We start from the raw sequence: 21,914 nt of genomic DNA, 5'->3' as shown, positions 1-21,914 counted from the left end.
GCGACTGGTTCCGCGGGGTCCGACACCGTTCGGGGTGGCTCATCATCTACAGCCGCCGGCGGCGCGCGAGTGTCGTCGGTGGATGGTGGGTAGGTTCGGGGAATGGGTGAGGGTGAGCGGGTGGCGCTTGGGTCGGGGTTTGGGCAGGTGGCGGGGGCTTATGCGGAGCATCGGCCGGATTATGCGCGGGCGGCGGTGGGGTGGGTGTTGGAGGTGGCGCCGGGCTCGCGGGTGCTTGATCTTGGGGCTGGGACGGGGAAGTTGACGGCGACGTTGGTTGAGATGGGGGTTGACGTTGTTGCCGTTGAACCCGATCCGGGGATGTTGGGGGAGTTGCGGCGGGGGTTGCCGGGGGTGCGTGCCTTAGCGGGGGGAGCTGAGGAGATACCGCTCGCGGATGGGGCGGTGGATGTCGTGGTGGCCGGGAACGCTATGCACTGGTTCGACATGGCGGTGGCGGGGCCGGAGATTGCCAGGGTGCTTGTGCCTGGTGGGGTTCTGGCGGGGCTGTGGAATGTTGTGGACGACCGGGTGGAATGGGTCGACGGGTTGGCGCGGGTGAGTGGGAGTGCGGCGATCGGTCCGCGTGATACGCCTGCGAGTTGGCGGGTGGAGGCGGCCGGCATGCACCTGCCGGAGGCGTGGTTCGGCGCGGCGGAGCAGGCTGAGTTTGCGCATGGGCAGCGGCGTACTGCGGACTCTCTTGTCGCTACCCTCGCCACCCGCGCGGGCATGTTGGTCATGCCAGACGACGAACGAGACGCCACGCTGACCCGCATCCGCGCCTACCTCGCGAGTCGGCCGGAGACCGCTCGCGGTGAGTTCACCCTGCCGATGTTGACCAGCGTTCTGCGGGTTCGGCGGGTGTGAGGTCAGGTGCGGGGGGAGCGGTTGAAGATTCGGCGGAGGCGGTTTAGGGCCTGGTCGGTGAAGAGGCCGGTGAGGGCGCCGGTTAGGACCAGGACGGCTACGCCGGCGCTGGAGGTGGATTCGTCGCCGATGCTGATCAGGCCGGTGTTGACGGCGATCACCGAGACGGAGGCGAGTAGGGCCGACCAGAGTGGACGCATGATGTACCACGCGACCTGGTGATTCGCGCCGGTCGTGCGGGCGAACGTCATGCTCTGCTGGATGACGCTGCCGACCGCGCCGGCTGCGGCGCCGACGATGAGCAGGCTCATGTTCAGCGTGATCGCGAAGTCGACCGGCCAGTGGGCGGATCGGCTTGCGACCTGGTGCGGGCCGACGGCCTCCTGGGCTGCGACCAGGTGTTCGGCCAGCCCGTAGGCCGCAACGAGACACGGCAGCGCGACGAGAGCCTGGGCGATGTTGATCGTGACGATCAGCCGACGGTGCGAGCGCCGTACGGTCCTGGTCCGCCTCCGGTGTGGTTCGAGTGTGTTGCTCATGACAGTTCCTCCCCTTATTCAGACGGAGGCATCGGCAACCCGCGGCGATACACCCAGCTGCGACGCCAGATATTCTCGGCGGACGGCGACTTGAGGGTGGTGGGTTACGTGTTCGGGTGTGTGGTGCATGCCGCGGGGGATCTGCGGATCGAGGAGCGCGGTACGACAGAGCCCGGGCCGGGGCAAGTTGCCGTGGGCATCGAGTACGGCGGGATCTGCGGCTCGGACCTGCACTACTACCACGACGGCGGCGTGGGGGACTTCCGGATCCGGGAGCCGCTCGTGCTGGGGCATGAGGTGGTGGGCCGGATCAGCGGCGGCGTGGACGGCCTGCCCGAAGGTACGCCGGTCGGGATCCATCCGGCGACGCCGTGCGGCAAGTGCCCCGAGTGTCTCAACGACCGGCGCAATATCTGTGCCTACAGCAACTACCTGGGCAGTGCGGCGAGGAACCCGCACATCCAAGGTGGTTTCGTCCAGCAACTGATCGTCCGAACCGACCAGGTGCGGGTCTTGCCGACAGGCCTCGACCTTCGTACTGCGGTGCTCGCCGAGCCGTTGTCGGTCGCGATCCACGCCGTCCGCCAGGCAGGCGACGTCGACGGCAAACGAGCGATGGTCACCGGCGCGGGACCGATCGGCCTCTTGGTGGTGGCCGCGCTACGACAGGCCGGCGCGGTCGAGGTGATCGTCACCGACCTGCACGAGACGCCGCTGGCCCTCGCGACTCAGGTCGGCGCAACGCAAACAATCCAGGTAGGCAACAACGACTGGCCAGACGAGATCGACATCGCGATCGAAGCGTCGGGTACGGCGCCCGGCCTGCGCACCTGTCTCGAGCGAGTACGCCGCGCCGGCACCGTCGTACAGGTCGGCACCCTGCCGCCCGGCGACACCCCATTCGCAGGCAATGTGCTGATGACGCGGGAGCTGACGCTACGGGGAGCGTTCCGGTTCGACCATGAGTTCGACACGGCGATCGCGCTGCTGGCCAATGGGTTGAACGTCGCGCCGATCGTCACGCACACGTTCCCGCTCGGCGATGCGGCCACCGCGTTCGACCTCGCAAGTGATCGCACGGTCGCGTCGAAGGTGCTGCTCGATCTCAGCGCCGATACACGTCGCTGAGGTTGCCCTCCGGGTCGACCGACTCGAGGATCGCGCCGGTGATGTCGGCGAGCTGGGAGATCTGCTCGGGGGTGAGTACGTCGATCACGTGCTGCCGGACGGTCGCGACATGCCCGGGCGCGGTCGCGCGGATCTTCTTCCAGCCATCGGCGGTCAGACGGGCGTTCGTCGCACGCGCGTCCTCGGGACAGGGGAACCGCTCGATCAGACCGCGATCCTCCAGACGCTTCACGACGTGTGACAGCCGGGGGAGTGTCGCGTTGGTTCGCTGCGCGAGCGCGGTCATCCGGAGCGTGCGCTTCGGCGCCTCGGACAGCATCGCCATCACGTAGTAGTCGTAGTGCGTCAGCTCCGCGTCCCGCCGGAGCTGGGAGTCGAGGACACCGGGCAGCAGCTCGAGTACGGCGGCCAGCCGCACCCACGCGGTCATCTCCGCGTCGTCCAGCCATCGAGTGCTCATCCCGACATTCTGGCAGCAAAAGGTTGTAGCTACAACTTTCCTGCGCTACCGTGATGGTTGAACGCACAACTAAAAGGAGCTTGAGCATGACGCACGTCAGCATCATCGGCAGCGGCAACATGGGGCAGGCGATCTCGTCGGTCGTCGCCAAGGGCGGCAACACCGTCGAGCTGTTCGACTCCACCGACAAGGACAAGCCGGTCACCGGCGACGTCGTGATCCTCGCGGTGCCGTACCCGGCGATCGACCAGGTCCTCGCCGACCGCGCCGACCAGTTGAGCGGCAAGGTCGTCGTCGACATCACCAATCCGCTGAACTTCGAGACGTTCGACTCGCTGGTCGTCGCGGCGGACGGTTCGGCGGCGGCCGAGCTGGCCGAGAGGTTGCCGGAGGCCAAGGTTCTGAAGGCTTTCAACACCACGTTCGCGGCGACGGTCGCGTCGGGTCAGGCGGGTCAGGTTCCGACCACGGTGCTGATCGCGGGTGATGACGCCGACGCCAAGGCGCAGTTCGCCGGGATCGTGTCCGACGGCGGTCTGAAGACGGTCGACGCGGGGTCGTTGAAGCGTGCGCGTGAGCTCGAGGCGCTCGGGTTCTTGCAGCTCACCCTCGCGGTCGGCGAGAAGGTCGAGTGGACCGGCGGCTTCGGCCTCGTCTGATCAAGAAGGCGCCTCCTCGAGACAGGGGAGGGGAGGCGTCGCGCAGTACTAACGCAGCAACGCGAGTCGTACGCCGAGGCCGATGAAGATCCCGCCCGTCGCCGTGTCGATCCGGCGGCGGGCGGTACGGCGGGAGCGCAGCCAGCCGCCGATCCGCCCGGACAGTAGCCCGACCGTCCCGTCGACAATGAACTCCAGCACGATCAGGATCGCCCCGAGCACCGCGAACTGCAGCCAGACCCGGCCGTGCTCCGGCACCACGAACTGCGGCAGGAACGCGATCGTGAACGTCACCATCTTCGGGTTCAGCAGATTCGTGGTCAGCCCGGTCAGACACGCCTTCCGCCCCGACATCGCGGCCCCGGCCGGCCCGTCATCGACGGCATCATTCCGGTGCCGGATCATCTGCACCCCGAGATAGATCAGGTACGCCGCACCAACAATCCGTACTGCGGTGAATGCGACCGGCACCGCCGCGAACAACGCAGCCAAACCAGCCGCCGCCACCGCAACATGCACCGCCTCGCTCGTCGCAACCCCGGCCGTCGCGAGCAACCCGGCCCGCGGTCCGCTGCGCATCCCGCACCCGAGGATGAACAACATGTCCGGCCCGGGCGTGATCATCGCGACGGTCGTCGTGAGGAGGAACGCGAGCAAGAGGTGCTGGTCGATCGGCATAACCCGATCGTCGCACGACCATCGGACACTTCTGACCGGATGCGGGCAAACGCTTACCCACATCGCACTAGCGATGGAACACTGGGTGACCATGGATGCGCCTCGAGTGATCAATGACAACGGTGCTTGGTGCTGGTTCCAGGACGAGCGGGCCTTGATCGATCCGGAGAACGGCGTGCTGGTCGTCGGTTCGATCGCCGCGCCGGAGGGTCCCGGTGGAGACGAGCGGGCCGGCAACGTCGAGCTGACCGTGGTCGAGCTGCGGTCGGGCTCGACCGAGGTCGTCGTGCTTCATGAGCGGTTCGAAGCGGACGATCACGACGTACCCGCGTTGTGGCGACGGCGGGACGGTCGGTGGCTGGCGGTGTACACGAAGCACAAGACCGATGACCTGACCCGCTGGCGGATCAGCGAGCCCGGCGATCCGCGCAAATGGGGACCGGAGCAGACGTTCGACTGGAGCGGGTTCACCGGCGGTCGCGGCGTCACGTACTCGAACCTGCATGAGCTCGACGGCCGCCTCTACTGCTTCGCCCGCGCGGTGAACGACGACCCGTGCGCCCTCGTGTCCGACGACGAGGGCGACACCTGGGAGTACGCCGGCAAGCTGTTCACCCGCCCGAAGGTCGGATACGTCAACGGCTACACGCGCTACGTCTCGACGCCCACGCGCGTCGACCTCATCACCACCGACCATCACCCGCGCGACTACAACAACTCGATCTATCACGGCTATCTCGAGGGCGGTGCGCTGCATCGGACCGACGGCACGGTCGTGGACCACACAGCGCTCGACGCCGATGCCCCGTCGCAGGTGGAGCTGACGAAGGTCCTCGCCGCGGACTCGGTCTGGGACGGCGAACCGATGACGCACTGCTGGACCGTCGACATCCGTCGCGGCCACGACGGCTCGCTCGCCGCGGTGATGCTCGCCCGCCACGACGTACCGGAGAAGCCGGAAGATGCGTTCGCGCGACAGCATCCGGTGCCGGATCACCGCTTCTTCTACGGGCGTCTCGCGCCCGGCGGCACGTGGCAGGTGCAGCAACTGGCGAAGGCCGGCCACGGTCTGCTGGTGCACGAGAACGACTACACCGGCCTGGTCGCGATCGACCCGTACGACCTCGACTCGCTCTACGTCTCGACACCGATCGACCCGCGCGACGGCGCCGCGCTGAAGCATCACGAGATCTTCCACGCCCAAGTCGAGGACGGCGGTACGACGTGGACGCCGGTGACCGAGAACTCCGCCGTCGACAACCTCCGCCCGATCGTCGCGCCCGGCGATCCCGGCCGGATCCCGCTGCTCTGGTTCCGCGGCGAGATGACCGCCTCGCAGCACTACACGTGTGAGGTCGTTCTCCTGGACCGCATGCGACAGAGATAGTAACAAGCGGTACTATCCCATCCATGAGCGTTCCGGTGCGGCGGTTGTGGGTGGCGGTGCTGGCTGGGTACCTCGCGTTCGGAGCCACGTTGCAGGCGCTGCCGTCGTACGTGCCGGAGAAGTTCGGCGGCGGGGCGCTGGCGAGCGGGACCGCGGTCGGGATCGCGTTCCTGGCGACGGCGTGCTGTCGGCCGTTCGCGGGCTGGCTGGCGGATGCGGGCTGGTCGCGCCCGGTCGTCGTGACCGGGGGAGTGCTGGCGGCGGTTGGGGGCCTTGGGCAACTGCTTGCGCCTGACCTGGCCCTCCTGCTGGTCGCGAGGCTGGTGATGGGCGCCGGTGAGGCGGCGCTGTTCTCCGGTGCGTTGCCGTGGGTGCTGTCGGGTACCCAAGCCGCGCGGCGTGGGCGATTGGCCGGCTGGTTCGGGTTGTCGATGTGGGGTGGGCTGGCCGCCGGCCCGGTGATCGCGACACTCGTCGGCGACCAAGTCTGGTGGGTGGTCGTCGGGCTGGCACTCGTGTCGGCGGCCCTCGTGCTGATGACCAGGTCCGACCCAGGTCAGATCGGGAGGCCGGGAGGTGAGCGACGCCGGCGCGAGTCCGTGCGCATCCGTCGGCCGTGGGGCCTCTTGCCGACCGGAGTGCGGTTGCCTGGGGCAACCATTGGGTTGGCTGCGTATTGCTACGGGACGGTGGCCGCTCTGCTGGTGTTGCGGTTGCGTGCCGGTGGGATCGGCGTCGACAACATCGTGCTCGCGGAGTTCGCGGCGGCGTTCCTGGTTGCGCGGTTCGCGGGCAGCCCGTTGGTCGATCGGTACGGCGGTCGCGCGGTGGCGGCCTCGACCGTCCCCCTCGCAATCATTGCGCTGGTGGGTCTCGCAGTGGCCGAGGGGCCGGTCGCCGCGGTCGTGTGTACTGCGTTGGCCGGGATCGGACTGGCGCTGGTCTATCCGGCCTGCATCTCGATGACGCTGGACCGGGTCCGTGGACTGCGGCCGGGCGTCTCGATGGGCGTGATGACGTCGTTCTGGGATCTCGGGGTGATGGCCGCAGGTCCGCTCGGAGGGCTGATCGCCCAGCAGGCCGGATACCAACAAGCGTTCCTCGTGGCGGCCGCAGCCGGCCTGGCGTGTGTCCTCGTGGCTCTCAGAGTGCCGACGCGAGCAACGTCTCCACGATCGCCCGAGCCTCCGCGCCGAGTCCCGGATCATGGTCGACCGCGCTGATCAGCGTGGCGCCTTCCAGTACGACGACGAGCTGCCGCGCCGTCCGCTCCGGATCGTGAGCTCCAGCACTCGTCAGCAATCGCTGGAAAAGGTTGCGATAGAAGGCGAGATGCTCTCGCGCGAGCCGCCGCGGCGCGCCGTCCTGACCACGGTCCTCGGTCGCGGCGTTCATCATCGCGCAGCCGCGGAACCCGGCTTCGGCGTACCAGCTTGCGACCAGGTCGAAGACGGCGAGGATCTGGTCGCGGCCGGGCGGGGCCTGCTCGACCGCTGCGTTGTGCCAGGCGCGGACCCGCCGGGTGCGGTCGGCAAGCACCGCTTCGACCAGCCCGTCCTTCGACCCGAAGTTCTTGTAGATGGTCAGCTTGGACGCGCCGGCGGCCTCGACGATCTCGTTGATCCCGGTCGCGTGGATCCCGCGCCGGCCGAACACGTCCGCCGCCGCCTTCAGGATCCGGGCCTTCGTCGCCTCCGGATCCAATCGTTCCCCAGCCTTGACCGGCATCGTCCAACCACCTCCGCGTCCCAGAGTACCGAGCTGGACCAAGATAAGAATGATCGGTACTATCAGCGGCATGTGGACAGCACCTGGATTCGAGCACGTGGCCGAGGCCTTCGACCGGAACTTCACCCAGCGCGGCGAGCTCGGCGCGGCATTCGCGGCGTACCACCGAGGTGAGTTGGTCGTCGATCTCTGGGGCGGGACTGCCGACCCGGAGACGGGCCGGGCCTGGGATCAGGACACGATCCACCTGATGTTCTCCGGCACCAAAGGCCTCACCAGCGCCTGCATCCTGTTGCTGGTGCAACGCGGTCAGCTCGAGCTGGAGGATCCGCTGACCCGCTACTGGCCCGAGTTCGGTGCCGAGGGCAAGGATCGGATCACGATCGCCGAGGTGTTGTCCCACCAGGCCCGCCTGCCCTGGGTCGAGGCCGGGTACGCCGACCTGCTCGACCACGACCTGATGGCAGCGCATCTCGCCGCGCAGGCGCCGGCGTCCGATCCGCGCGCCGGGTTCATGTACCACGCGGTGACCTGGGGCTGGCTGCTCGACGAGCTGGTACGGCGGGTCGACGGTCGCACCGTGGGACAGTTCTTCGCCGACGAGTTCGCCGTACCGCTGGAGCTCGAAGTGTGGATCGGCCTGCCCGAGGAACTGCATTGGCGCGTGGCGACGATGGTTGCGCCGGACGGTGTGCTCGTCGACGGGCCCTGGTCCGAGCTGAATCGGCCGAACCCGCTGTGGGTTCCGGGCTCGGAGAAGATCTGGAACAGCGAGGAGTACCGTAAAGCCGGGTTGGCGGCGGTCGGTGGCTACGCGACGGCGCGCGGGATGGCGAAGTTCTACGCGTCCTTACTAGGAGGCGGTGTGCTGTCGCCGGAGATCGTCGAGCTCGGTCGCCGGGAGATCCGGCGTGGCATCGAGCCGACGTGGGGCAGTCCGATGGTTTACGGCGGCGGGTTCGAGTTGCAGGACGATGCGTTCGGTCACCCCGGAGCCGGCGGCTCGCGGCACGGCGCTTGGCCGGGCCGCGAGACCGCCTACTCCTATCTGATGAACGAGGTCCGGGTCGGACCGGACGAACGCTCGCTCAGCCTGCTCGAAGCACTCAGCCGAGGTAGTCGCGCCACGGGCCGGTGATGGCCAGCGTGATACCCGGCGTCTGGATGTTGACGAACAGCACCTTGCCGTCCGCGGAGAACGTCGGGCCGGTGAACTCGGAGTCGTTCAGCATGTTCCGGGCGATCGCGTACGTCGGGCCGCCCGGCGTCGCGCTGAGGACGTGGCTCGCGGCGTTGCCGTCCTCGGCGAGGATCAGCGAACCCCACGGGGTGACGGTGACGTTGTCCGGGCCGTCGAAGTTGAGGTCCTGGTACTTCGAGTCCAGTGAGAGCGCGGCGGCGTTCTCCGGGAAGTACGTGACCAGCTGGATGGTCCTGTCGTCGTAGTTGTAGAACCAGACCATCCCGTCGTGCGGAACGGCGTCGGCCGGCAGGTCGGCCGTGCCGCCCTCGGCGAACGAGTTCACGACGTACACGCCCTTGCTGGTGCCGTAGACGCCCTCGAACTTCTTGCCGCGGGTGATCTGGCCGTCGGTGAACTGCTTGCGCACCGAGGTCGTCGCGCCGTCGCGGTCCGGCACCGGCACCCAGGTGGTGCGGAACGGACGGAGCAGCTGGGCCGAGGTCAGGTACGCGACATCCGGGATCGGCTTGCCGTCGTCACCGAGGATCGCCAGCGCCTCGAGCGTGCCGAAGTCCTTGTTCTGCAGGTCCTGCCAGCTGCGCGAGCTGAGCCGGTAGCCGCGCGGCGCCGACCAGCGGTAGAAGGTGCCGTTGGGGCCCGACGCGTCCTCGGACAGGTAGATGTGCGTGCGGTCCTCGTCGATCGCCAGCGCCTCGTGCGCGTAGCGGCCGAGTGCCTTCAGCGGCACCGGGTGGGCCGTCTTGCCGTCGGCCCAGACCTCGAAGACGTAGCCGTGGTCCTTCAGCCGGGTGGTGCCGTTGGCCTTGTTCTCGGTCTCCTCGCACGTCATCCAGGTGCCCCACGGCGTCGGGCCGCCGGCGCAGTTGGTGATCGTGCCGGAGATGCCGACCCATTCGCCGAGGTTCTTGCCGTCGCGGTCGACCGAGATGACCGTGCAGCCGCCGGCCGCGCCGACGCCGCTGTCGTAGACGGTGCCTTCGATCGGCGGTACGCCGAGCGGGTCCGCGGCACCGATCTCGTGGTTCTGGATCAGCGTGTAGGTGCCGTGCCGGCTGCCGTCGAAGACCGCGGTGCCGTCGTGCAGGGTCGGCGTCGGCTGACCGCTCTTCAGCTTGGTCTCGCCGGCCTTGGTGACCACCCGGTACTTGAACCCGGCAGGCAGCGCGAGCAGGCCCTTCGGGTCGTCGAGCAGCGGCGGGAAGGGCCGGTGCTGCGGGAACGGCGAGTGGCCGCCGTGCGAAGCGGGCGTGGCCTCGGCCAGGGTCGGTACGGCGCCGACTGCGGTGAAACCGACTCCGGCCGCGCCCACGGCGGCTCCACGGAGGACGGAACGACGATCGACAGACATGCAATGCTCCTTGGAGAGACTGTTCCCGAGTTGCCATGATCCTTCAGTGCGCCGGGTCACGCGCGGGAAACAGCACCTGAACAGCATTTGTCCGATATATCTGCAACGAATACAGCTGTCCCGCCGTCTACTGTGGGAGGTGATGGTGATGCGGACAGTGAGCGTCGCACTCGCGACAGCCTGCCTTTTGGTTGCTTGCGGCAATGACACCGGAACGGGAGAGACTCCTTCGATGACACCCAGTCCCACGAGCAGCAGCAGTAGTGGCAGCAGCAGTACACCGGCCGGCGGCCCTGTCGAGCAAGCCAAGGCTGACCTTAGTAAGCGGCTGGGGATCGATCCGGCGCAGGTGACCGTGGTCAGCTCGGAGGAGGTCACCTGGTCCGACGGCAGCCTCGGCTGCCCGGAGCCGGACATGCTCTACACCCAGGCACTGGTGCCTGGGAACCGGACGATCCTCGAGGTCGGCGGCACGCAGTACAACTATCACTCCGGCGCGGGCCGGGCGCCGTTCCTCTGTGAGCATCCGCGGTAGCTGTCGCGTTGGAAACTTTCCTGATGACCGGGTGTATCAATCGGCACCGAGGGTGACTCCGCACAAATGGGGGGATGCCTTCAAGTTGTTGCAGGGGGGAGGACAACGCGAGGGCGCGCAGAGGGGGAGGCTGAGGCGGTGCGGGAGAACCGGCGGTCAGGCCGGTGGGTCCCGCACCGCGTCAGTGCGTCACCTGACTGATCCGGCTGATCTAGCCGATTGACGTGGTCGCATCGCCGGCCCGCAGGACCGGACCGACACCCGGCTCGGACTGGGTCAGCGCGAAGGCGAGCAACGCGTCGGCGGCCTGTTTGGCGTTCTCGCCGGTGATCGACATCCGCCCGGCGATCAGGCCCGCCACGAGCGGCGTCGCGAACGACGTACCGCTCCAGCGCGCCATGCCGGCGAACGACCGCAGCTGGCCGGTGTTCGGCGGTTCGGTGCACAGGTAGTCGCCGGTGAGGAACGCGTTCACCAGATTCTCGCCCGGGGCATAGACGTCGACCCAGCTGCCGAAGTTGCTGAACGACGCCCGGTCCCGGCCGTTCTCCGCGAGTGCTCCGACGCCGACGGTCTCCGGGAACGCGGCCGGCCAGAAGTAGTCCCGGCTCGCTTCGTTACCGGCCGCGGCGACCAGCGTGAGGCCGTTGACGCGGTTCAGCCGGGTCTGGATGAACACGTCCAGCCCGAGCGCCGGCAGGTCGAACCGCGTCCGCGTGCCGGCCGACAGACTGATGATGTCCGGCGCGAGATCGAGTACGTCGTCCAGCGCCGCAGCGAGATCGAACTCCCAGATCGCGCCGGCCGAGGTGAAGTAGCTCTTCACCACGATCTCCACGTTGCGGGCGATCGCGCGCATCACACCGGCGATGAACGTGCCGTGCCCGGCGTACGGCCGGATCCGCCCCGAGCCGTCGAACGCGTCTTCCGGGTCACCGGTCACACCGTTCAGCCAGTACGCCGCCGGCGCGTCCGACCACCCGACGTCGAGTACGACGACCTTCACGCCGCGGCCGTCGGGGTTGTCCGCGGACGGGAACGGCTCCGGCAGCATCGGGTCCGGCGCGATCCCGGGCGGCACCTCCTCCGGTTCGGTGGCCGGACACGGGCTGACGCTGGGCGAGACATAGAACAAGTGCTCGGGCGTGACCACGCCGCGTCCGAGTCGCAGATCGGCGTACTTCAGGAATCGCTGGGTGACAGAGCGGTCCTCCGGCGCGTCACCCGGAACCTTCTCCGGCAGCAGCAGCCGGGTGACGCCGCCGATCCCACCCTCGGCCGGGCGTCCACCCTGGAACAGTTCGATCACCCGGGTGAGGTCCTCGTCCCGGACCAGGACGACTCCGGTGCGGTACAGATAGTCGGCCCCTTCCGGCCGCTTCTGCCAGTCCTCGGGATAGATCTCGACCTCGCGCCCGAACGCGGCCAGAATCAGTTCGATCTGGGCGACGTATTTTCGGTCGCCGGTTTGATCCGCCATTTCTTTCCTTCCCCCCTCGATCAATGAATGGCCGTTATCATTTCAGAATGCCGACGGCAGGGGGGAGTGCCGGGGCGGTAGAAAATCTGCTGCCCCTGGCTTTGTCGCGTCCGCACGACGCGATCGCCTCCGCGCGCACGGTGCTGGCCCGGGACCCGTTGGCGATCGATGCCTCGATCGCGCATCAGGCCTGGGGCATCAGTCTGCGGCAGCTCGGCGACATCCCGGCGGCGGTCCGCGAATTGCGTACCGCACTGCGGCTCGCGGAGCAGTCCGGACGGTCGGAGCGTGAGGCGGATGTCCTTGCCACATTGGGCGCAACGCTCGGTCGGGCCGGCCGGAGCCGCGAGGGTCTGGCCCGCCTCGATCGTGCGGTCGAGCTGAGTCGCGGCGCGTTGACGGGGCGCGTGCTGGTGCGGCGTGCCGACGTACTGCTGGTGCTCGGGCGGCATCGCGAGGCGCTGGACGATCTGCGGTTGGCGATCGCGCGGTTGCGGCGTTCGGGCGATCAGGTCTGGGAGGCGCGGTCGCGGAACTATCGCGGATTCATCCAGTTGGCGTTGGGTGGAACGAAGCGCGCGGATGCGGATTTTGCCGTTGCCGAGAAGTTGTACGCCGCAACCGGTCAGGAGTTCGAATACGCGGAAGCGCGACAGAATCGCGGATTGGTCGCGTACTCACGGGGAGATCTGCCGTCGGCGCTGCGCTACCTCGACGAAGCAGGGCGACGGTTCGCGGCGGTCGGTGTCGTCTGGCCGGACCTCGCGATCGACCGCTGCGGCGTCCTGCTTGCCGCCGGGCTCAGCGCCGAGGCGTTGGCCGAGATGGATCAGGCGATCGCGCAGATGGAAGCAGAAGGCGGTACGGCGACCAAGCGGGGCGAGCTGTGGTTCGCGGCGGCGACGGCCGCACTCGCGGCGGGTGATCCGCAGGCCGCGCAGGACCGCGCGGATCGGGCGCGGCGGTTGTTCTCCGCGCAGCACCGGGAGTGGTGGTCGGTGCGGTCGTCGATGGTCCAGTTGGAGGCGCGGTATCAGGCCGGAGAGCGAGGTGAGCCGTTGCTGCGGCGGGTGAGTGCGGCGGCTCGGCGGCTGGACGCGTTGGGTGCGTCCGAAGCGTCGGCGGCGCATCTGCTGGCCGGTCGACTCGCGTTGGCCGGTGGGCGGTCGCGGACCGCGGATCGTGAACTGGAGTTGGCCGGGCAGCACAGCAAGGACACGCCGCCGATGGCTCGGAGCGCGGCCTGGCTGGGGAAGGCGTTGCGCGCGGAGGCTCGAGCTGATGTGCGCGGGATGTTGTCGGCGTGTGGTCGCGGGCTCGATGCGCTGGACGAGCACCGGCTGACGATGGGCGCGACCGAGCTGCGTGCGTTGGCGACGGGTCAGGGTGCGGAGCTGGCGGAGCTGGCGCTGCGGGATGCGTTGCGGCGGGACGATCCGCGGCGACTGTTGGTGTGGGGCGAGCGGTGGCGGGCGACGGCGTTGGGTGTGCCGCCGGTCCGGCCGTCGGATGACGAGCAGTTGGGTGCTGATCTAGCTGCGCTGCGGGACGTTGTACGGCGGTTGGATGCGTCGCCGGATCCTTCGTTGGAGAAGGAACGTCGGCGGCTGGAGAAGGCTGTCCGGGATCGGGCGCTGCGGGCTCAGGGTGGTGCGCTGGGTAGCGCGGCGTCGCGGTTCGATGTTGATGCTCTGGTCGATGCGTTGGGCGAGACGGTGCTCGTCGAGCTGATCGAGGTCGACGGCGTACTGCACGCGGTGGTCGTGCGCGATGGGCGGATCACTCGGCATGAGGTCGGTCCGATGGCATCCGCTGCCGTCGAAGTCGAGCGATCACGGTTCCGCCTTCGCTGGCTGGCTCATGGCCGAGGGGCACGCGGGCAGGTACAACGAGGACCATCGCTGGACGTGCTGGGCGAGCGGTTGGGCGGTGCGATTCTCGGGTCCGCCGTTGAGCGGCTGGGGGATCGAGCCGTGGTGATGGTGCCGCCGAGTCGGTTGCAGGCGTTGCCCTGGGGTTTGATGCCGGCGTTGGCCGAGCGGCCGGTCAACGTGGTGCCGTCGGCGGCGACGTGGTTGCGGGCGCGACGGCTGCGTCCGCCGGCTGATCGACGCGTCGTACTGGTGCTCGGTCCGGGGTTGTCGGCCGGGCGGGCCGAGGTGATGCGGTTGGCCGAGAAGTACCCGGACGCGACCGTGCTCGCCAACGGTGACGCGACCGCGGAGAAGGTACTGCGTGAGCTCGACGGCGCGTGGATCGCGCACATCGCGGCGCACGGGACGTTCCGTGCGGACAGCCCGCTGTTCTCGTCGCTGCGGCTCGACGACGGGCCGCTGACCGTCTACGACTTCGAGCGGCTGCGCAGAGCGCCGTACCGGATGGTGTTGTCGAGTTGCGACTCCGGGCTGGCGAAGCCCGTCGGTGCTGATGAGCTGCTGGGGTTGAGCAGCAGTCTGATCCCGTTGGGGGCGGCGGGGATCCTGGCCAGCGTCGTACCGGTGAACGATCCGGCGACGGCGCCGTTGATGCTCGCGTTGCACGACAACCTGCAGGCCGGACAGTCGCTGGCGACCGCGTTCGCCGGTGCGCAGACCGAGGCGCGCGGCGATCCGGTGACGGTCGCCGCGGCGCGATCGTTCGTCGCCCTCGGCGCCTAGTGCCCAGATGTATCAGCGGTGGTCCGGACCGACTCTGTACTAGTGAGAGCGGTCCGGTGAGAGAGGGGGCGGCATGCGGGACGACCCGACAGTCGTCGACCTGGTCACCCGGGCCAGGGACGGCGAGAAGAGTGCCTGGGACGAGCTGGTGGAGCGCTACGCGCCACTGGTTTTCTCGGTCTGCCGGCGGTATCGGCTGGCACAGCCCGATATCGACGATGTCGGGCAGAGCGTCTGGTTGCGGTTGGTCGAGCATCTGCCCGGCCTGCGCGAACCGGCCGCGTTGCCGGGCTGGATCGCGACGACGACGCAGCGGGAGTGCTTCCGGCTGATCCGAGCCACCAGCCGGGTCGAGCCGATCGACCTGGCGGAGTCGCCCGAAGTACCCGAGCAGGCGATCGCCGAGGAAGAAGTGCTGCGGCACGAACGCCGGACGATCCTGCGGACCGCGTTCGCCGAGTTGTCCCGGCGGTGCCAGGTGCTGCTGGCGTTGCTGGTCCAGGACCCGCCCGCGCCGTACGACGAGATCAGCCGGCGACTGCATGTGCCGATCGGCAGTATCGGGCCGAACCGGGCCCGCTGTCTCACCAAGCTGCGGCAGACACCCGCGCTGGCGTTGCTGGCCGCGGACGGACCCGATGGTTTTGATCAAGGGACGAGGGGGTGAGAACCGTGATGAATCCGGAGTGGAACGACGACGAGAAGTTGATCGATGCCCTGCGGGACGCGCTGGCGTCTTCCGACGAGGTGCCGGCCGCGTTCGTCGACGCTGGTAAGGCCGCCTTTTCGTGGCGAACCATCGACGCCGAACTGGCCGCACTGACCTACGACTCGGCCTGGGATTCGCTGGACGCGCTGGCGATCCGGTCCGAGAGCGCGATCCTGCGGTCGCTCACGTTCGCCTCGGACGGCTGGACCGTCGAGCTCGAGCTGACGCCCGACGCCGTACTCGGTCAGCTGGATCCACCCGAAGCCGGAGTCGTCAGCGCCCGCGGTGAGAGCGGCAAGCTGGCCACCACGGATATCGACGATCTCGGCTTCTTCGTCCTCCACCCGCCGCCGAACGTTCCATACCGTTTGGTATGCACGACCACCTCGGGCACCACGATCCTTACCGGATGGATCACGCCATAAAGACCTGCGAGTCGTCCGCGAACGCCTTGAATTCAAGGGCATTCCCGGCCGGGTCGAGGAAGAACATCGTCCACTGCTCGCCGGTCTGACCCTGGAACCGGACGTACGGCTCGATGACGAACTCGGTCCCGGCCGCCTTCAACCGGTCCGCGAAAGCCTGGAACTGCTCGACGGTCAGAATCAGCCCGAAATGCGGCACTGGTACGTCGTGACCGTCGACGGGATTGTGGATCCGCTTCTGGCGCTCCGGCGCGACGTGCGTGACGAACTGGTGGCCGCGCAGGTTCCAGTCGATCCAGGTCTCGGAGCTGCGGCCCTGCTCGAGGCCGAGGACCTCTCCGTAGAAATGCCGCGCCGCGTCGAGGTCGTCGACCGGCATCGCCAGGTGGAAGCGGGGGATGGGGGAGTCGAGAACGGTCATGCAGTCATTCAAGCAGTCGTCTGGTGCCGCTGCTCGATCTCGACATGAGGACGAGATTGCCACAGCGCCCACTCCGCGCTGACGTCGCCCGCGGTACGCAGCAGCAGCGGAAGATGGTCGTGCAGCAGCGTGTCGACGGTGGTCTCGGCGGCATGGACGGTCACGTTCATCGCGGCCCGGACCGTGCCGGTGCCGTCGCGGACCGGTGCCGCGACCGAGCGGACGCCGGGCGCGAGCTCCTCGTCGGCCAGCGCCCATCCGCGGGCCCGGATCTCGGTCAGTTCGTCGCGCAACTGATCAGCCGTCCGGCCGATGTACGCCGGGAGGCCGGCGCGGCTCGGCAACGCGAGGACGTCGGCGAGCTGGGCGGGGGAGAGCGCCGAGAGCAGCACCTTGCCCTGTGAAGTCTGTGCGGCCGGGAACCGGGTGCCGATGTCGACGCGCAGCGCGATCAGCTTCGGCACCGAGACCCGGGCCACATAGACGATGTCCGAGCCGTCGAGTTGTGCCATCGACGACGATTCACCGGTCCGCGCGACGAGCGACTCGAGGTGCGGCTTCGCGATGTCCCACAGTCCGAGCGAACCGACGTACGCCATCCCGAGGGTGAGGACCTTCGGGGTGAGCTGGAACGCGCCGTCAGCGGAGCGGACGAAGCCGAGCTCTTCGAGCGTGAGCAGGAGGCGGCGCGCCGTCGGCCGGGCCAGGCCGGCCGCGGTCGCCACCTCGCTCAGGGACATGGTCCGGTGGCCGGCATCGAAACAGGTCAGCACATCCAGCCCGCGAGCCAGCGACTCGACGAAATCCGGTCCTGCACCACGCCCTGCCATGAGTTGATCCTCCGGTCCTCGGCTATCGCTCACCGAAGATGGTGCCACGAGCCTCGCGGGTCGAGTCGGACTTGTAGTCGGTGTACTGGTACGGGTTGTCGAGCACCTCGCCCTCCGGCAGCTCCGGATTCATCCCGCTCCGCCACGCCTCCTCGCCCAGCGCCTCGCGCAGGTACTCCACGGTCGACTCGACCTCGCGTCGTATGGCGGTCAGGTCGCAGCCGACGAGTTGGTGGTCGTACTTCACGACGCGACCGTCGACGATCACCGTGTGTACGTCGCCGCGTTGCGACTGGAACGCCACCTGGCCGTACGGGTTGATCAGCGGGAACGACACCGGCGACGAATCGTTCTTGATCAGGATGACGTCGGCCTTCTTACCCGGTTCGAGACTGCCGAGGTCGTCGCGACCGAGTGCCTTCGCGCCACCGCGGGTCGCCCAGTCGACGACATGCTCGGCGCGCAGATGGCTGTGGGTCACGGTCGCGCCCTTCATGTGCGCCTCGAGGTGTTCGCGCGCCCGGTCGGCGCCGAGCGTGGTCCGCATCGAGCTGAACAGGTCGCCGCTCCACCACACGCTGGTGTCCATCGACAGCGACACCGGGATGTTGTGCCGGCGTACCTGCCAGGTGGGCGGGTAGCCCTGGCCGGCGCTCTGCTCGGACTCGGTGGAGACCGAGATCGAGCCGCCGGTCGCGGCGATCCGCTGGTAGGAGTCGGTGGTCAGGGTGGCCGCGTGGACGTAGATGTTCTGCGGCGTCATGAACTCGTTCTCGTGCATCAGCTTGATGCCGTTGTCGTTGGTCGCCCCCCACACCCCCGCATGTGTGGTCACGCCGAGTCCGAGCTCCCGCGCCACCTCGAACGCGGCCCGCTCCGGAAACGCCGGATCGCCGGTCACGTCGAAGGCCAGCTGGAGACCGAGCTGCGAGTCGTCCCGCATCCGTTCCAGGAACGACCGCACCGCCGGGTCCGCGGTCCACTCCCACGGTCCGGCCTGAATGTTGCCATAGGCAAGAACAAACCGCCCGGGTACGGCGCGCAACGCGTCCGCGGCCGCCTCGGCATGGTCGACGCTCTGCAGCCCGTGCGACCAGTCGACGGTCGTGGTGACACCGGCCTCGAGCGACTCCCAGGCCGAGGTCAGGTTGCCGGCGTGGATGTCCTCCGGCCGGAACGTCTTGCCGTGCTCGAGGTAGTACCAGACGAAGTACTGCGTCAGGGTCCAGTCGGCGCCGTACGCGCGCATCGCGGTCTGCCACATGTGCCGATGGGTGTCGATCATCCCCGGCATCACGATCCCGCCGGACGCGTCGACCACCTGGGTGTTCTCGGGGACGTCGAGCGCCGGTCCGACGGCCGCGATCCGGTCGTCGACGATCAGGACATCGCCGTTGTCGACGATCGTGTGGGCGTCGTCCATGGTCAGCACGGTCCCGCCGCGCAGCAGGATCGGCCGGCCCGCCAGCGGCGTCTCGGCAATGGTCATGATTCCCCTCCAGCAGAGTGTCCGGACATACGTCCGTATGGCGGTCATCGGGGCGATGAGACTCACTATCTGAGCGCCGGTGCGGGGTGTCAAGGGTTCGGGTGGGTGGTTGACAGGCGCGGGAGGGCGGCTGAGACTGAAGTGGTCTAGCCGCGCGGACAAATGTCCGAAATGTTTCGGGAGGTCGTGTGACGGGTCCGCTCTCGGGACTGCTGGTGGCCGACTTCTCCCGGATCCTGGCCGGGCCGTACGCGACCATGCTGCTGGCCGACCTCGGGGCCGACGTGGTCAAGGTCGAGGCGCCCGGCGGTGACGACACCCGGTCCTGGCAGCCGCCGGTCCGCGACGGCATCTCGACGTACTACCTCGCGGTGAACCGGAACAAGCGATCGATCGCGCTCGACCTGAAGGATCCCGAGGATCTCGCGGCCGCGCAGGAGCTGGCGCGCCGGGCGGACGTGCTGGTGGAGAACTTCCGGCCCGGCGGACTGGCCCGGTTCGGGCTGGACTACGAGACCGTTGCCGAGGGCAATTCCAAGCTGATCTACGCCTCGATCAGCGGGTTCGGGTCCGGGCCGAAGGGCGCCGAGCTGCCCGGGTACGACCTGATCGTGCAGGCGATCTCCGGGCTGATGAGCCTGACCGGCGACCCGAAGGGCGAGCCGTTCCGGGCCGGGATCTCGGTCTTCGACGTGATGGCGGGACTGCATGCCACCATCGGCGTCCTGTCGGCGCTCAACGCGCGGCACGAGACCGGTCGCGGTCAGCATGTCGAGGTCAACCTGATGTCGTCGGCGCTGTCCGGCCTGGTCAACCAGTCGAGTGCGTACGTCGCGGGCGGCGTCGTACCGCTGCGGATGGGGAACAGCCATCCGAGCCTGTTCCCGTACGAGCCGCTGCCGTGTGCGGACGGGGAACTGATCATCACGGCCGGGAACAACGGGCAGTTCCGCAAGCTGGTCGAGGTTCTCGGAGTACCGGAGCTGGCCGACGATCCGCGGTTCGACCGGAACGAGAAGCGGACCGCGAACCGCGAGGACCTGCGGCCGCTGCTGATCGAGCGGTTGTCGACGCGGACGAAGCTGGAGTGGTTCCGGGACATCATCGCGGCCGGGGTGCCGTGCGGACCGATCAACACCGTCGACGGCGGCGTCGCGTTCGCGGAGGACATCGGGCTGGATCCGGTGGTGACGGTCGGCGGGATCCCGACCATCCGGAACCCGATCACCTTCACCGGCGACAAGGACGAGGCGGCGTCGTACCGGCTCCCGCCGCCGTCGCTGGACGAACACGGCGCCGAGCTGCGGAAATGGCTGGAGGCTGAGGCATGAGCGACGACCAGGTGGCTCCGCCGGCATTCCCGACCTCGCTCGGTACGTCGACCGCCGACGAGATCCGGCTGCTCGGACAGGACCTGACCGCGGACCTGATGGGGAAGGTCGGGTTCGGCGAGCTGGCGTTCTGGCTGGTGACGCTGCGCCGGCCGACACCGTCCGAGACCCGCGTGTTCGAGGCGGTGCTGGTCGCGCTGGCGGACCACGGGTTCACACCGACCGCGATCGCCGCGCGGGTTACCTACTTGTCGGCACCGGATTCCCTGCAGGGGGCGCTCGCCGCCGGACTGCTCGGTGGCGGATCCCGCTTCCTCGGCGTGACCGAGGACTGCGGGATGTTCCTCCACCAGGCATTGGCCGGCGGCGAGCCGCCGACAGACGAGGCCGGCTGGGATTCGCTCGCGCTCGAAGTCGTCGAGCAGTCCCGGGCCAACGGAACCTTCATCCCCGGCCTGGGACATCCGGTCCACAAGGTGCAGGACCCGCGAACGCCGGTACTCATCAACCTCGCCCGCGAGGAGGGCCTCGAAGGTCCGCATCTCAAGCTCTTCCAGGCGATCGGTCGCGTGCACGAGCAGGTCCTCGGCCGCAAGCTGCCGTTGAACGGCGCCGGGGTCTGCGGCGCAGCGCTCGCCGACCTCGGGTTGCCGGTCGAGTTGCTGCGCGGATTCGCCTTGCTGGCAAGGGCCGCCGGGCTCCTTGGGCAGCTGGCCGAGGAGCGTCGCCGGCCGATCGGCATGGACATCTACTCCACTGTCGACCGCAACGCCGTCTACGTCGATCCGGAAAGCTGAAGGAGACCATATGGCAACGGTCGCCGCGGTGATCGCCTCCACCCACCATCCGTTCTACTACCGCGCGAGCACCGCCACCGGCGCGGACCGGCCACCGTTCGCCGACGAGTGGGTGGCGAAGATCGAGGCGTTCCGCGAGACGCTGACGAAGGCCCGGCCGGACATCCTGGTGATGGTCGGCAGCGATCATTTCCACCAGTTGTGGCTGGACAACATGCCGCAGTTCCTGGTCGGCAAGGCGCCGTACTTCGACGCGAACTGGTACAACGAGGAACGCGAGTTCGGGCTGCCGCGGATGCGGCTGGCCGGGGACGAGCAGCTGGCGTCGCACATCCTGCGGAACGGGCTGGACGCCGGCTTTGATCTTGCCTTCAGCAACGAACTGCGGATCGACCACAGCATCACCTGCCCGATCATCACGCTGCGCCCGGACGCGGACCTGCCGATCGTGCCGATCTACACGAACATCTTCGCGCCGCCGCTGCCGCGGCCGGGCCGGTTCGTCGAGCTGGGCCGGACGATCCGGCAGCTGGTCGAGTCGTGGCCGATCGACAAGCGGGTGGCGATCATCGGCACCGGGCATCTGTCGCTCGAGCTCGGCGGGCCGCGGCAGTTCGGCGAGCACGGGCCGGATCCGGAGTTCGACCGGAAGGCCGTGGACTGGATCGCGAGCGGTGACCTCGACGGATGCCTGTCCGAGGTGACGCTGGACAGCTTGCACCAGCCGGGCAACGCGACGCACGGGTTCATGGACTTCATGTTGATGATGGGCGTCGCGGGTGCGGGCGCGAAGGCGGATCACGTCGATTCGCTCGACCTGTTCCACACCATGGAGGCGTACTTCACCTGGTATCCGAACGGGGTGCCGGCATGAGCAAGTACCTGCTGAACAAGTTCCTCTACACCGTCGATCGGGATCCTGAGCTGGTCGAGCGTTACCGCGAGGATGCCGCCGGGACGGTGAACTGGTGGGAGCAGGAGATGGCGAACCAGCTGCTGAACTGCGCGGTGGCGGAGAAGTCGACCTGGCTCGAGTTCACCGACGAGGAGCGGCGTGCGTTGCGGGAGCACGATCACGTCGCACTCTTCGGGCTGGGTGCGCATCCGTTCCTGACGCTGACGTTGTTCATCGCGATGTTCGAGCGTGATCACGGGCCGCTCGAATATCAGAAGGCGTACGGGCGGGCCTTGCAGGTGCACTCGTTGCCGTACCCCGACATCGCTACCTGAGGAGGGCGC

Annotated in this window: 23 protein-coding genes; 14 read left to right on the top strand and 9 right to left on the bottom strand. The window is 68.3% G+C overall.

The window, feature by feature from the left end:
• Nucleotides 1-102: 102 nt before the first annotated feature.
• A complete protein-coding gene (locus FDA38_RS29430) occupies nt 103-870 on the top strand; it encodes a class I SAM-dependent methyltransferase (protein ID WP_137257370.1) in 768 nt (255 codons plus the stop codon).
• Between the two features lie 2 nt (nt 871-872).
• On the opposite strand, the gene FDA38_RS29425 is transcribed toward FDA38_RS29430, so the two are convergent.
• A complete protein-coding gene (locus tag FDA38_RS29425) occupies nt 873-1,409 on the bottom strand; it encodes a hypothetical protein (protein ID WP_137257369.1) in 537 nt (178 codons plus the stop codon).
• A gap of 96 nt (nt 1,410-1,505) precedes the next feature.
• Between FDA38_RS29425 and FDA38_RS29420 the strand changes: the two genes are divergently transcribed.
• The gene (locus FDA38_RS29420; protein ID WP_233715047.1) at nt 1,506-2,537 is read left to right on the top strand and encodes an L-idonate 5-dehydrogenase; all 1,032 of its coding nucleotides are present in this window, start codon (nt 1,506-1,508) and stop codon (nt 2,535-2,537) included.
• Here FDA38_RS29420 and FDA38_RS29415 read toward each other — a convergent pair.
• Nucleotides 2,515-2,997: a MarR family winged helix-turn-helix transcriptional regulator gene (locus tag FDA38_RS29415; RefSeq protein ID WP_137257368.1), complete on the bottom strand. Its 483-nt coding sequence runs from the start codon at nt 2,995-2,997 to the stop codon at nt 2,515-2,517. The genes FDA38_RS29420 and FDA38_RS29415 overlap by 23 nt on opposite strands.
• A gap of 86 nt (nt 2,998-3,083) precedes the next feature.
• Here FDA38_RS29415 and FDA38_RS29410 point away from each other — a divergent pair, with 86 nt between their 5' ends.
• Nucleotides 3,084-3,656: an NADPH-dependent F420 reductase gene (locus FDA38_RS29410; protein WP_137257367.1), complete on the top strand. Its 573-nt coding sequence runs from the start codon at nt 3,084-3,086 to the stop codon at nt 3,654-3,656.
• Nucleotides 3,657-3,704: 48 nt separating this feature from the next.
• Here FDA38_RS29410 and FDA38_RS29405 read toward each other — a convergent pair whose 3' ends face one another.
• Nucleotides 3,705-4,334, bottom strand: coding sequence for a LysE family translocator (locus FDA38_RS29405; RefSeq protein ID WP_137257366.1), 630 nt, complete (start codon nt 4,332-4,334; stop codon nt 3,705-3,707).
• A 91-nt stretch (nt 4,335-4,425) separates the two neighbouring features.
• Here FDA38_RS29405 and FDA38_RS29400 point away from each other — a divergent pair, with 91 nt between their 5' ends.
• Together FDA38_RS29400 and FDA38_RS29395 are read left to right on the top strand one after the other, a co-directional pair.
• Complete coding sequence (locus FDA38_RS29400) at nt 4,426-5,721, top strand: BNR-4 repeat-containing protein (protein WP_137257365.1); 1,296 nt, start codon at nt 4,426-4,428, stop codon at nt 5,719-5,721.
• Nucleotides 5,722-5,744: 23 nt separating this feature from the next.
• Nucleotides 5,745-6,944, top strand: a complete 1,200-nt coding sequence (locus FDA38_RS29395) for an MFS transporter (RefSeq protein WP_137257364.1) — start codon at nt 5,745-5,747, stop codon at nt 6,942-6,944.
• Here the strand turns inward: FDA38_RS29395 and FDA38_RS29390 are convergent.
• The gene (locus FDA38_RS29390) at nt 6,865-7,449 is read right to left on the bottom strand and encodes a TetR/AcrR family transcriptional regulator (protein ID WP_137257363.1); all 585 of its coding nucleotides are present in this window, start codon (nt 7,447-7,449) and stop codon (nt 6,865-6,867) included. The two genes, FDA38_RS29395 and FDA38_RS29390, sit on opposite strands and share 80 nt — an antisense overlap.
• Before the next feature lie 70 nt (nt 7,450-7,519).
• Here FDA38_RS29390 and FDA38_RS29385 point away from each other — a divergent pair, with 70 nt between their 5' ends.
• Nucleotides 7,520-8,587 (top strand): serine hydrolase domain-containing protein, encoded by a 1,068-nt coding sequence (locus FDA38_RS29385; RefSeq protein WP_233714987.1) that lies wholly within the window; start codon nt 7,520-7,522, stop codon nt 8,585-8,587.
• Here FDA38_RS29385 and FDA38_RS29380 read toward each other — a convergent pair.
• Nucleotides 8,556-10,001, bottom strand: coding sequence for an alkaline phosphatase PhoX (locus FDA38_RS29380; RefSeq protein ID WP_137257361.1), 1,446 nt, complete (start codon nt 9,999-10,001; stop codon nt 8,556-8,558). The genes FDA38_RS29385 and FDA38_RS29380 overlap by 32 nt on opposite strands.
• A gap of 232 nt (nt 10,002-10,233) precedes the next feature.
• Between FDA38_RS29380 and FDA38_RS29375 the strand changes: the two genes are divergently transcribed.
• Nucleotides 10,234-10,536, top strand: coding sequence for a hypothetical protein (locus FDA38_RS29375; RefSeq protein ID WP_137257360.1), 303 nt, complete (start codon nt 10,234-10,236; stop codon nt 10,534-10,536).
• Between the two features lie 211 nt (nt 10,537-10,747).
• Here FDA38_RS29375 and FDA38_RS29370 read toward each other — a convergent pair whose 3' ends face one another.
• Entirely contained in the window at nt 10,748-12,016 is a 1,269-nt protein-coding gene (locus tag FDA38_RS29370) for a S8 family peptidase (protein WP_137257359.1), read from the bottom strand.
• Between the two features lie 47 nt (nt 12,017-12,063).
• Between FDA38_RS29370 and FDA38_RS29365 the strand changes: the two genes are divergently transcribed.
• The 3 genes from FDA38_RS29365 to FDA38_RS29355 all read left to right on the top strand — a co-directional run bounded on the left by FDA38_RS29365 (nt 12,064) and on the right by FDA38_RS29355 (nt 15,807).
• Nucleotides 12,064-14,673 (top strand): CHAT domain-containing protein, encoded by a 2,610-nt coding sequence (locus tag FDA38_RS29365; RefSeq protein ID WP_137257358.1) that lies wholly within the window; start codon nt 12,064-12,066, stop codon nt 14,671-14,673.
• A gap of 73 nt (nt 14,674-14,746) precedes the next feature.
• On the top strand, nt 14,747-15,340 hold the full coding sequence (locus FDA38_RS29360) for an RNA polymerase sigma factor (RefSeq protein ID WP_137257357.1): 594 nt from the start codon (nt 14,747-14,749) through the stop codon (nt 15,338-15,340).
• Entirely contained in the window at nt 15,337-15,807 is a 471-nt protein-coding gene (locus FDA38_RS29355) for a hypothetical protein (protein ID WP_137257356.1), read from the top strand. Before FDA38_RS29360 ends, FDA38_RS29355 begins: the two co-directional genes overlap by 4 nt.
• On the opposite strand, the gene FDA38_RS29350 is transcribed toward FDA38_RS29355, so the two are convergent.
• From FDA38_RS29350 to FDA38_RS29340, 3 genes are read right to left on the bottom strand one after another with little or no spacing between them, the layout of a single operon-like run.
• Nucleotides 15,797-16,228 (bottom strand): VOC family protein, encoded by a 432-nt coding sequence (locus FDA38_RS29350; RefSeq protein WP_137257355.1) that lies wholly within the window; start codon nt 16,226-16,228, stop codon nt 15,797-15,799. The two genes, FDA38_RS29355 and FDA38_RS29350, sit on opposite strands and share 11 nt — an antisense overlap.
• 8 nt (nt 16,229-16,236) lie before the next feature.
• Complete coding sequence (locus FDA38_RS29345) at nt 16,237-17,058, bottom strand: IclR family transcriptional regulator domain-containing protein (protein WP_137257354.1); 822 nt, start codon at nt 17,056-17,058, stop codon at nt 16,237-16,239.
• 22 nt (nt 17,059-17,080) lie between these two features.
• Nucleotides 17,081-18,547, bottom strand: coding sequence for an amidohydrolase family protein (locus FDA38_RS29340; protein WP_170989912.1), 1,467 nt, complete (start codon nt 18,545-18,547; stop codon nt 17,081-17,083).
• A 188-nt stretch (nt 18,548-18,735) separates the two neighbouring features.
• On the opposite strand from FDA38_RS29340, the gene FDA38_RS29335 reads away from it, so the two are divergent.
• From FDA38_RS29335 to FDA38_RS29320, 4 genes are read left to right on the top strand one after another with little or no spacing between them, the layout of a single operon-like run.
• On the top strand, nt 18,736-19,878 hold the full coding sequence (locus tag FDA38_RS29335; protein ID WP_137257353.1) for a CaiB/BaiF CoA transferase family protein: 1,143 nt from the start codon (nt 18,736-18,738) through the stop codon (nt 19,876-19,878).
• Complete coding sequence (locus FDA38_RS29330) at nt 19,875-20,675, top strand: citryl-CoA lyase (protein WP_137257352.1); 801 nt, start codon at nt 19,875-19,877, stop codon at nt 20,673-20,675. Before FDA38_RS29335 ends, FDA38_RS29330 begins: the two co-directional genes overlap by 4 nt.
• A 10-nt stretch (nt 20,676-20,685) precedes the next feature.
• Nucleotides 20,686-21,549 (top strand): DODA-type extradiol aromatic ring-opening family dioxygenase, encoded by an 864-nt coding sequence (locus FDA38_RS29325; protein WP_137257351.1) that lies wholly within the window; start codon nt 20,686-20,688, stop codon nt 21,547-21,549.
• Nucleotides 21,546-21,905: a hypothetical protein gene (locus FDA38_RS29320; protein WP_137257350.1), complete on the top strand. Its 360-nt coding sequence runs from the start codon at nt 21,546-21,548 to the stop codon at nt 21,903-21,905. The genes FDA38_RS29325 and FDA38_RS29320 overlap by 4 nt, the downstream gene beginning before the upstream one ends.
• The last annotated feature ends 9 nt before the right edge of the window (nt 21,906-21,914 follow it).

This window comes from Kribbella jiaozuonensis, from assembly GCF_005233875.1.
In the GTDB taxonomy this organism is placed as follows: domain Bacteria; phylum Actinomycetota; class Actinomycetes; order Propionibacteriales; family Kribbellaceae; genus Kribbella; species Kribbella jiaozuonensis.
The sequence above is the reverse complement of the archived record's forward strand: the minus strand, read 5'-3'. Positions and strand labels throughout refer to the sequence as shown.

What these genes read in the sequence shown, in the direction of transcription:
- FDA38_RS29320 (WP_137257350.1), top strand. Translation starts at nt 21,546, where the DNA reads ATGAGCAAGTACCTGCTGAACAAGTTCCTCTACACCGTCGATCGGGAT.
- FDA38_RS29330 (WP_137257352.1), top strand. Translation starts at nt 19,875, where the DNA reads ATGAGCGACGACCAGGTGGCTCCGCCGGCATTCCCGACCTCGCTCGGT.
- FDA38_RS29385 (WP_233714987.1), top strand. Translation starts at nt 7,520, where the DNA reads ATGTGGACAGCACCTGGATTCGAGCACGTGGCCGAGGCCTTCGACCGG.
- FDA38_RS29350 (WP_137257355.1), bottom strand. Translation starts at nt 16,228, where the DNA reads ATGACCGTTCTCGACTCCCCCATCCCCCGCTTCCACCTGGCGATGCCG.
- FDA38_RS29425 (WP_137257369.1), bottom strand. Translation starts at nt 1,409, where the DNA reads ATGAGCAACACACTCGAACCACACCGGAGGCGGACCAGGACCGTACGG.
- FDA38_RS29430 (WP_137257370.1), top strand. Translation starts at nt 103, where the DNA reads ATGGGTGAGGGTGAGCGGGTGGCGCTTGGGTCGGGGTTTGGGCAGGTG.
- FDA38_RS29360 (WP_137257357.1), top strand. Translation starts at nt 14,747, where the DNA reads ATGCGGGACGACCCGACAGTCGTCGACCTGGTCACCCGGGCCAGGGAC.
- FDA38_RS29400 (WP_137257365.1), top strand. Translation starts at nt 4,426, where the DNA reads ATGGATGCGCCTCGAGTGATCAATGACAACGGTGCTTGGTGCTGGTTC.
- FDA38_RS29380 (WP_137257361.1), bottom strand. Translation starts at nt 10,001, where the DNA reads ATGTCTGTCGATCGTCGTTCCGTCCTCCGTGGAGCCGCCGTGGGCGCG.
- FDA38_RS29395 (WP_137257364.1), top strand. Translation starts at nt 5,745, where the DNA reads ATGAGCGTTCCGGTGCGGCGGTTGTGGGTGGCGGTGCTGGCTGGGTAC.
- FDA38_RS29340 (WP_170989912.1), bottom strand. Translation starts at nt 18,547, where the DNA reads ATGACCATTGCCGAGACGCCGCTGGCGGGCCGGCCGATCCTGCTGCGC.
- FDA38_RS29375 (WP_137257360.1), top strand. Translation starts at nt 10,234, where the DNA reads ATGACACCCAGTCCCACGAGCAGCAGCAGTAGTGGCAGCAGCAGTACA.
- FDA38_RS29325 (WP_137257351.1), top strand. Translation starts at nt 20,686, where the DNA reads ATGGCAACGGTCGCCGCGGTGATCGCCTCCACCCACCATCCGTTCTAC.
- FDA38_RS29365 (WP_137257358.1), top strand. Translation starts at nt 12,064, where the DNA reads ATGCCGACGGCAGGGGGGAGTGCCGGGGCGGTAGAAAATCTGCTGCCC.
- FDA38_RS29370 (WP_137257359.1), bottom strand. Translation starts at nt 12,016, where the DNA reads ATGGCGGATCAAACCGGCGACCGAAAATACGTCGCCCAGATCGAACTG.
- FDA38_RS29415 (WP_137257368.1), bottom strand. Translation starts at nt 2,997, where the DNA reads ATGAGCACTCGATGGCTGGACGACGCGGAGATGACCGCGTGGGTGCGG.
- FDA38_RS29405 (WP_137257366.1), bottom strand. Translation starts at nt 4,334, where the DNA reads ATGCCGATCGACCAGCACCTCTTGCTCGCGTTCCTCCTCACGACGACC.
- FDA38_RS29410 (WP_137257367.1), top strand. Translation starts at nt 3,084, where the DNA reads ATGACGCACGTCAGCATCATCGGCAGCGGCAACATGGGGCAGGCGATC.
- FDA38_RS29345 (WP_137257354.1), bottom strand. Translation starts at nt 17,058, where the DNA reads ATGGCAGGGCGTGGTGCAGGACCGGATTTCGTCGAGTCGCTGGCTCGC.
- FDA38_RS29390 (WP_137257363.1), bottom strand. Translation starts at nt 7,449, where the DNA reads ATGCCGGTCAAGGCTGGGGAACGATTGGATCCGGAGGCGACGAAGGCC.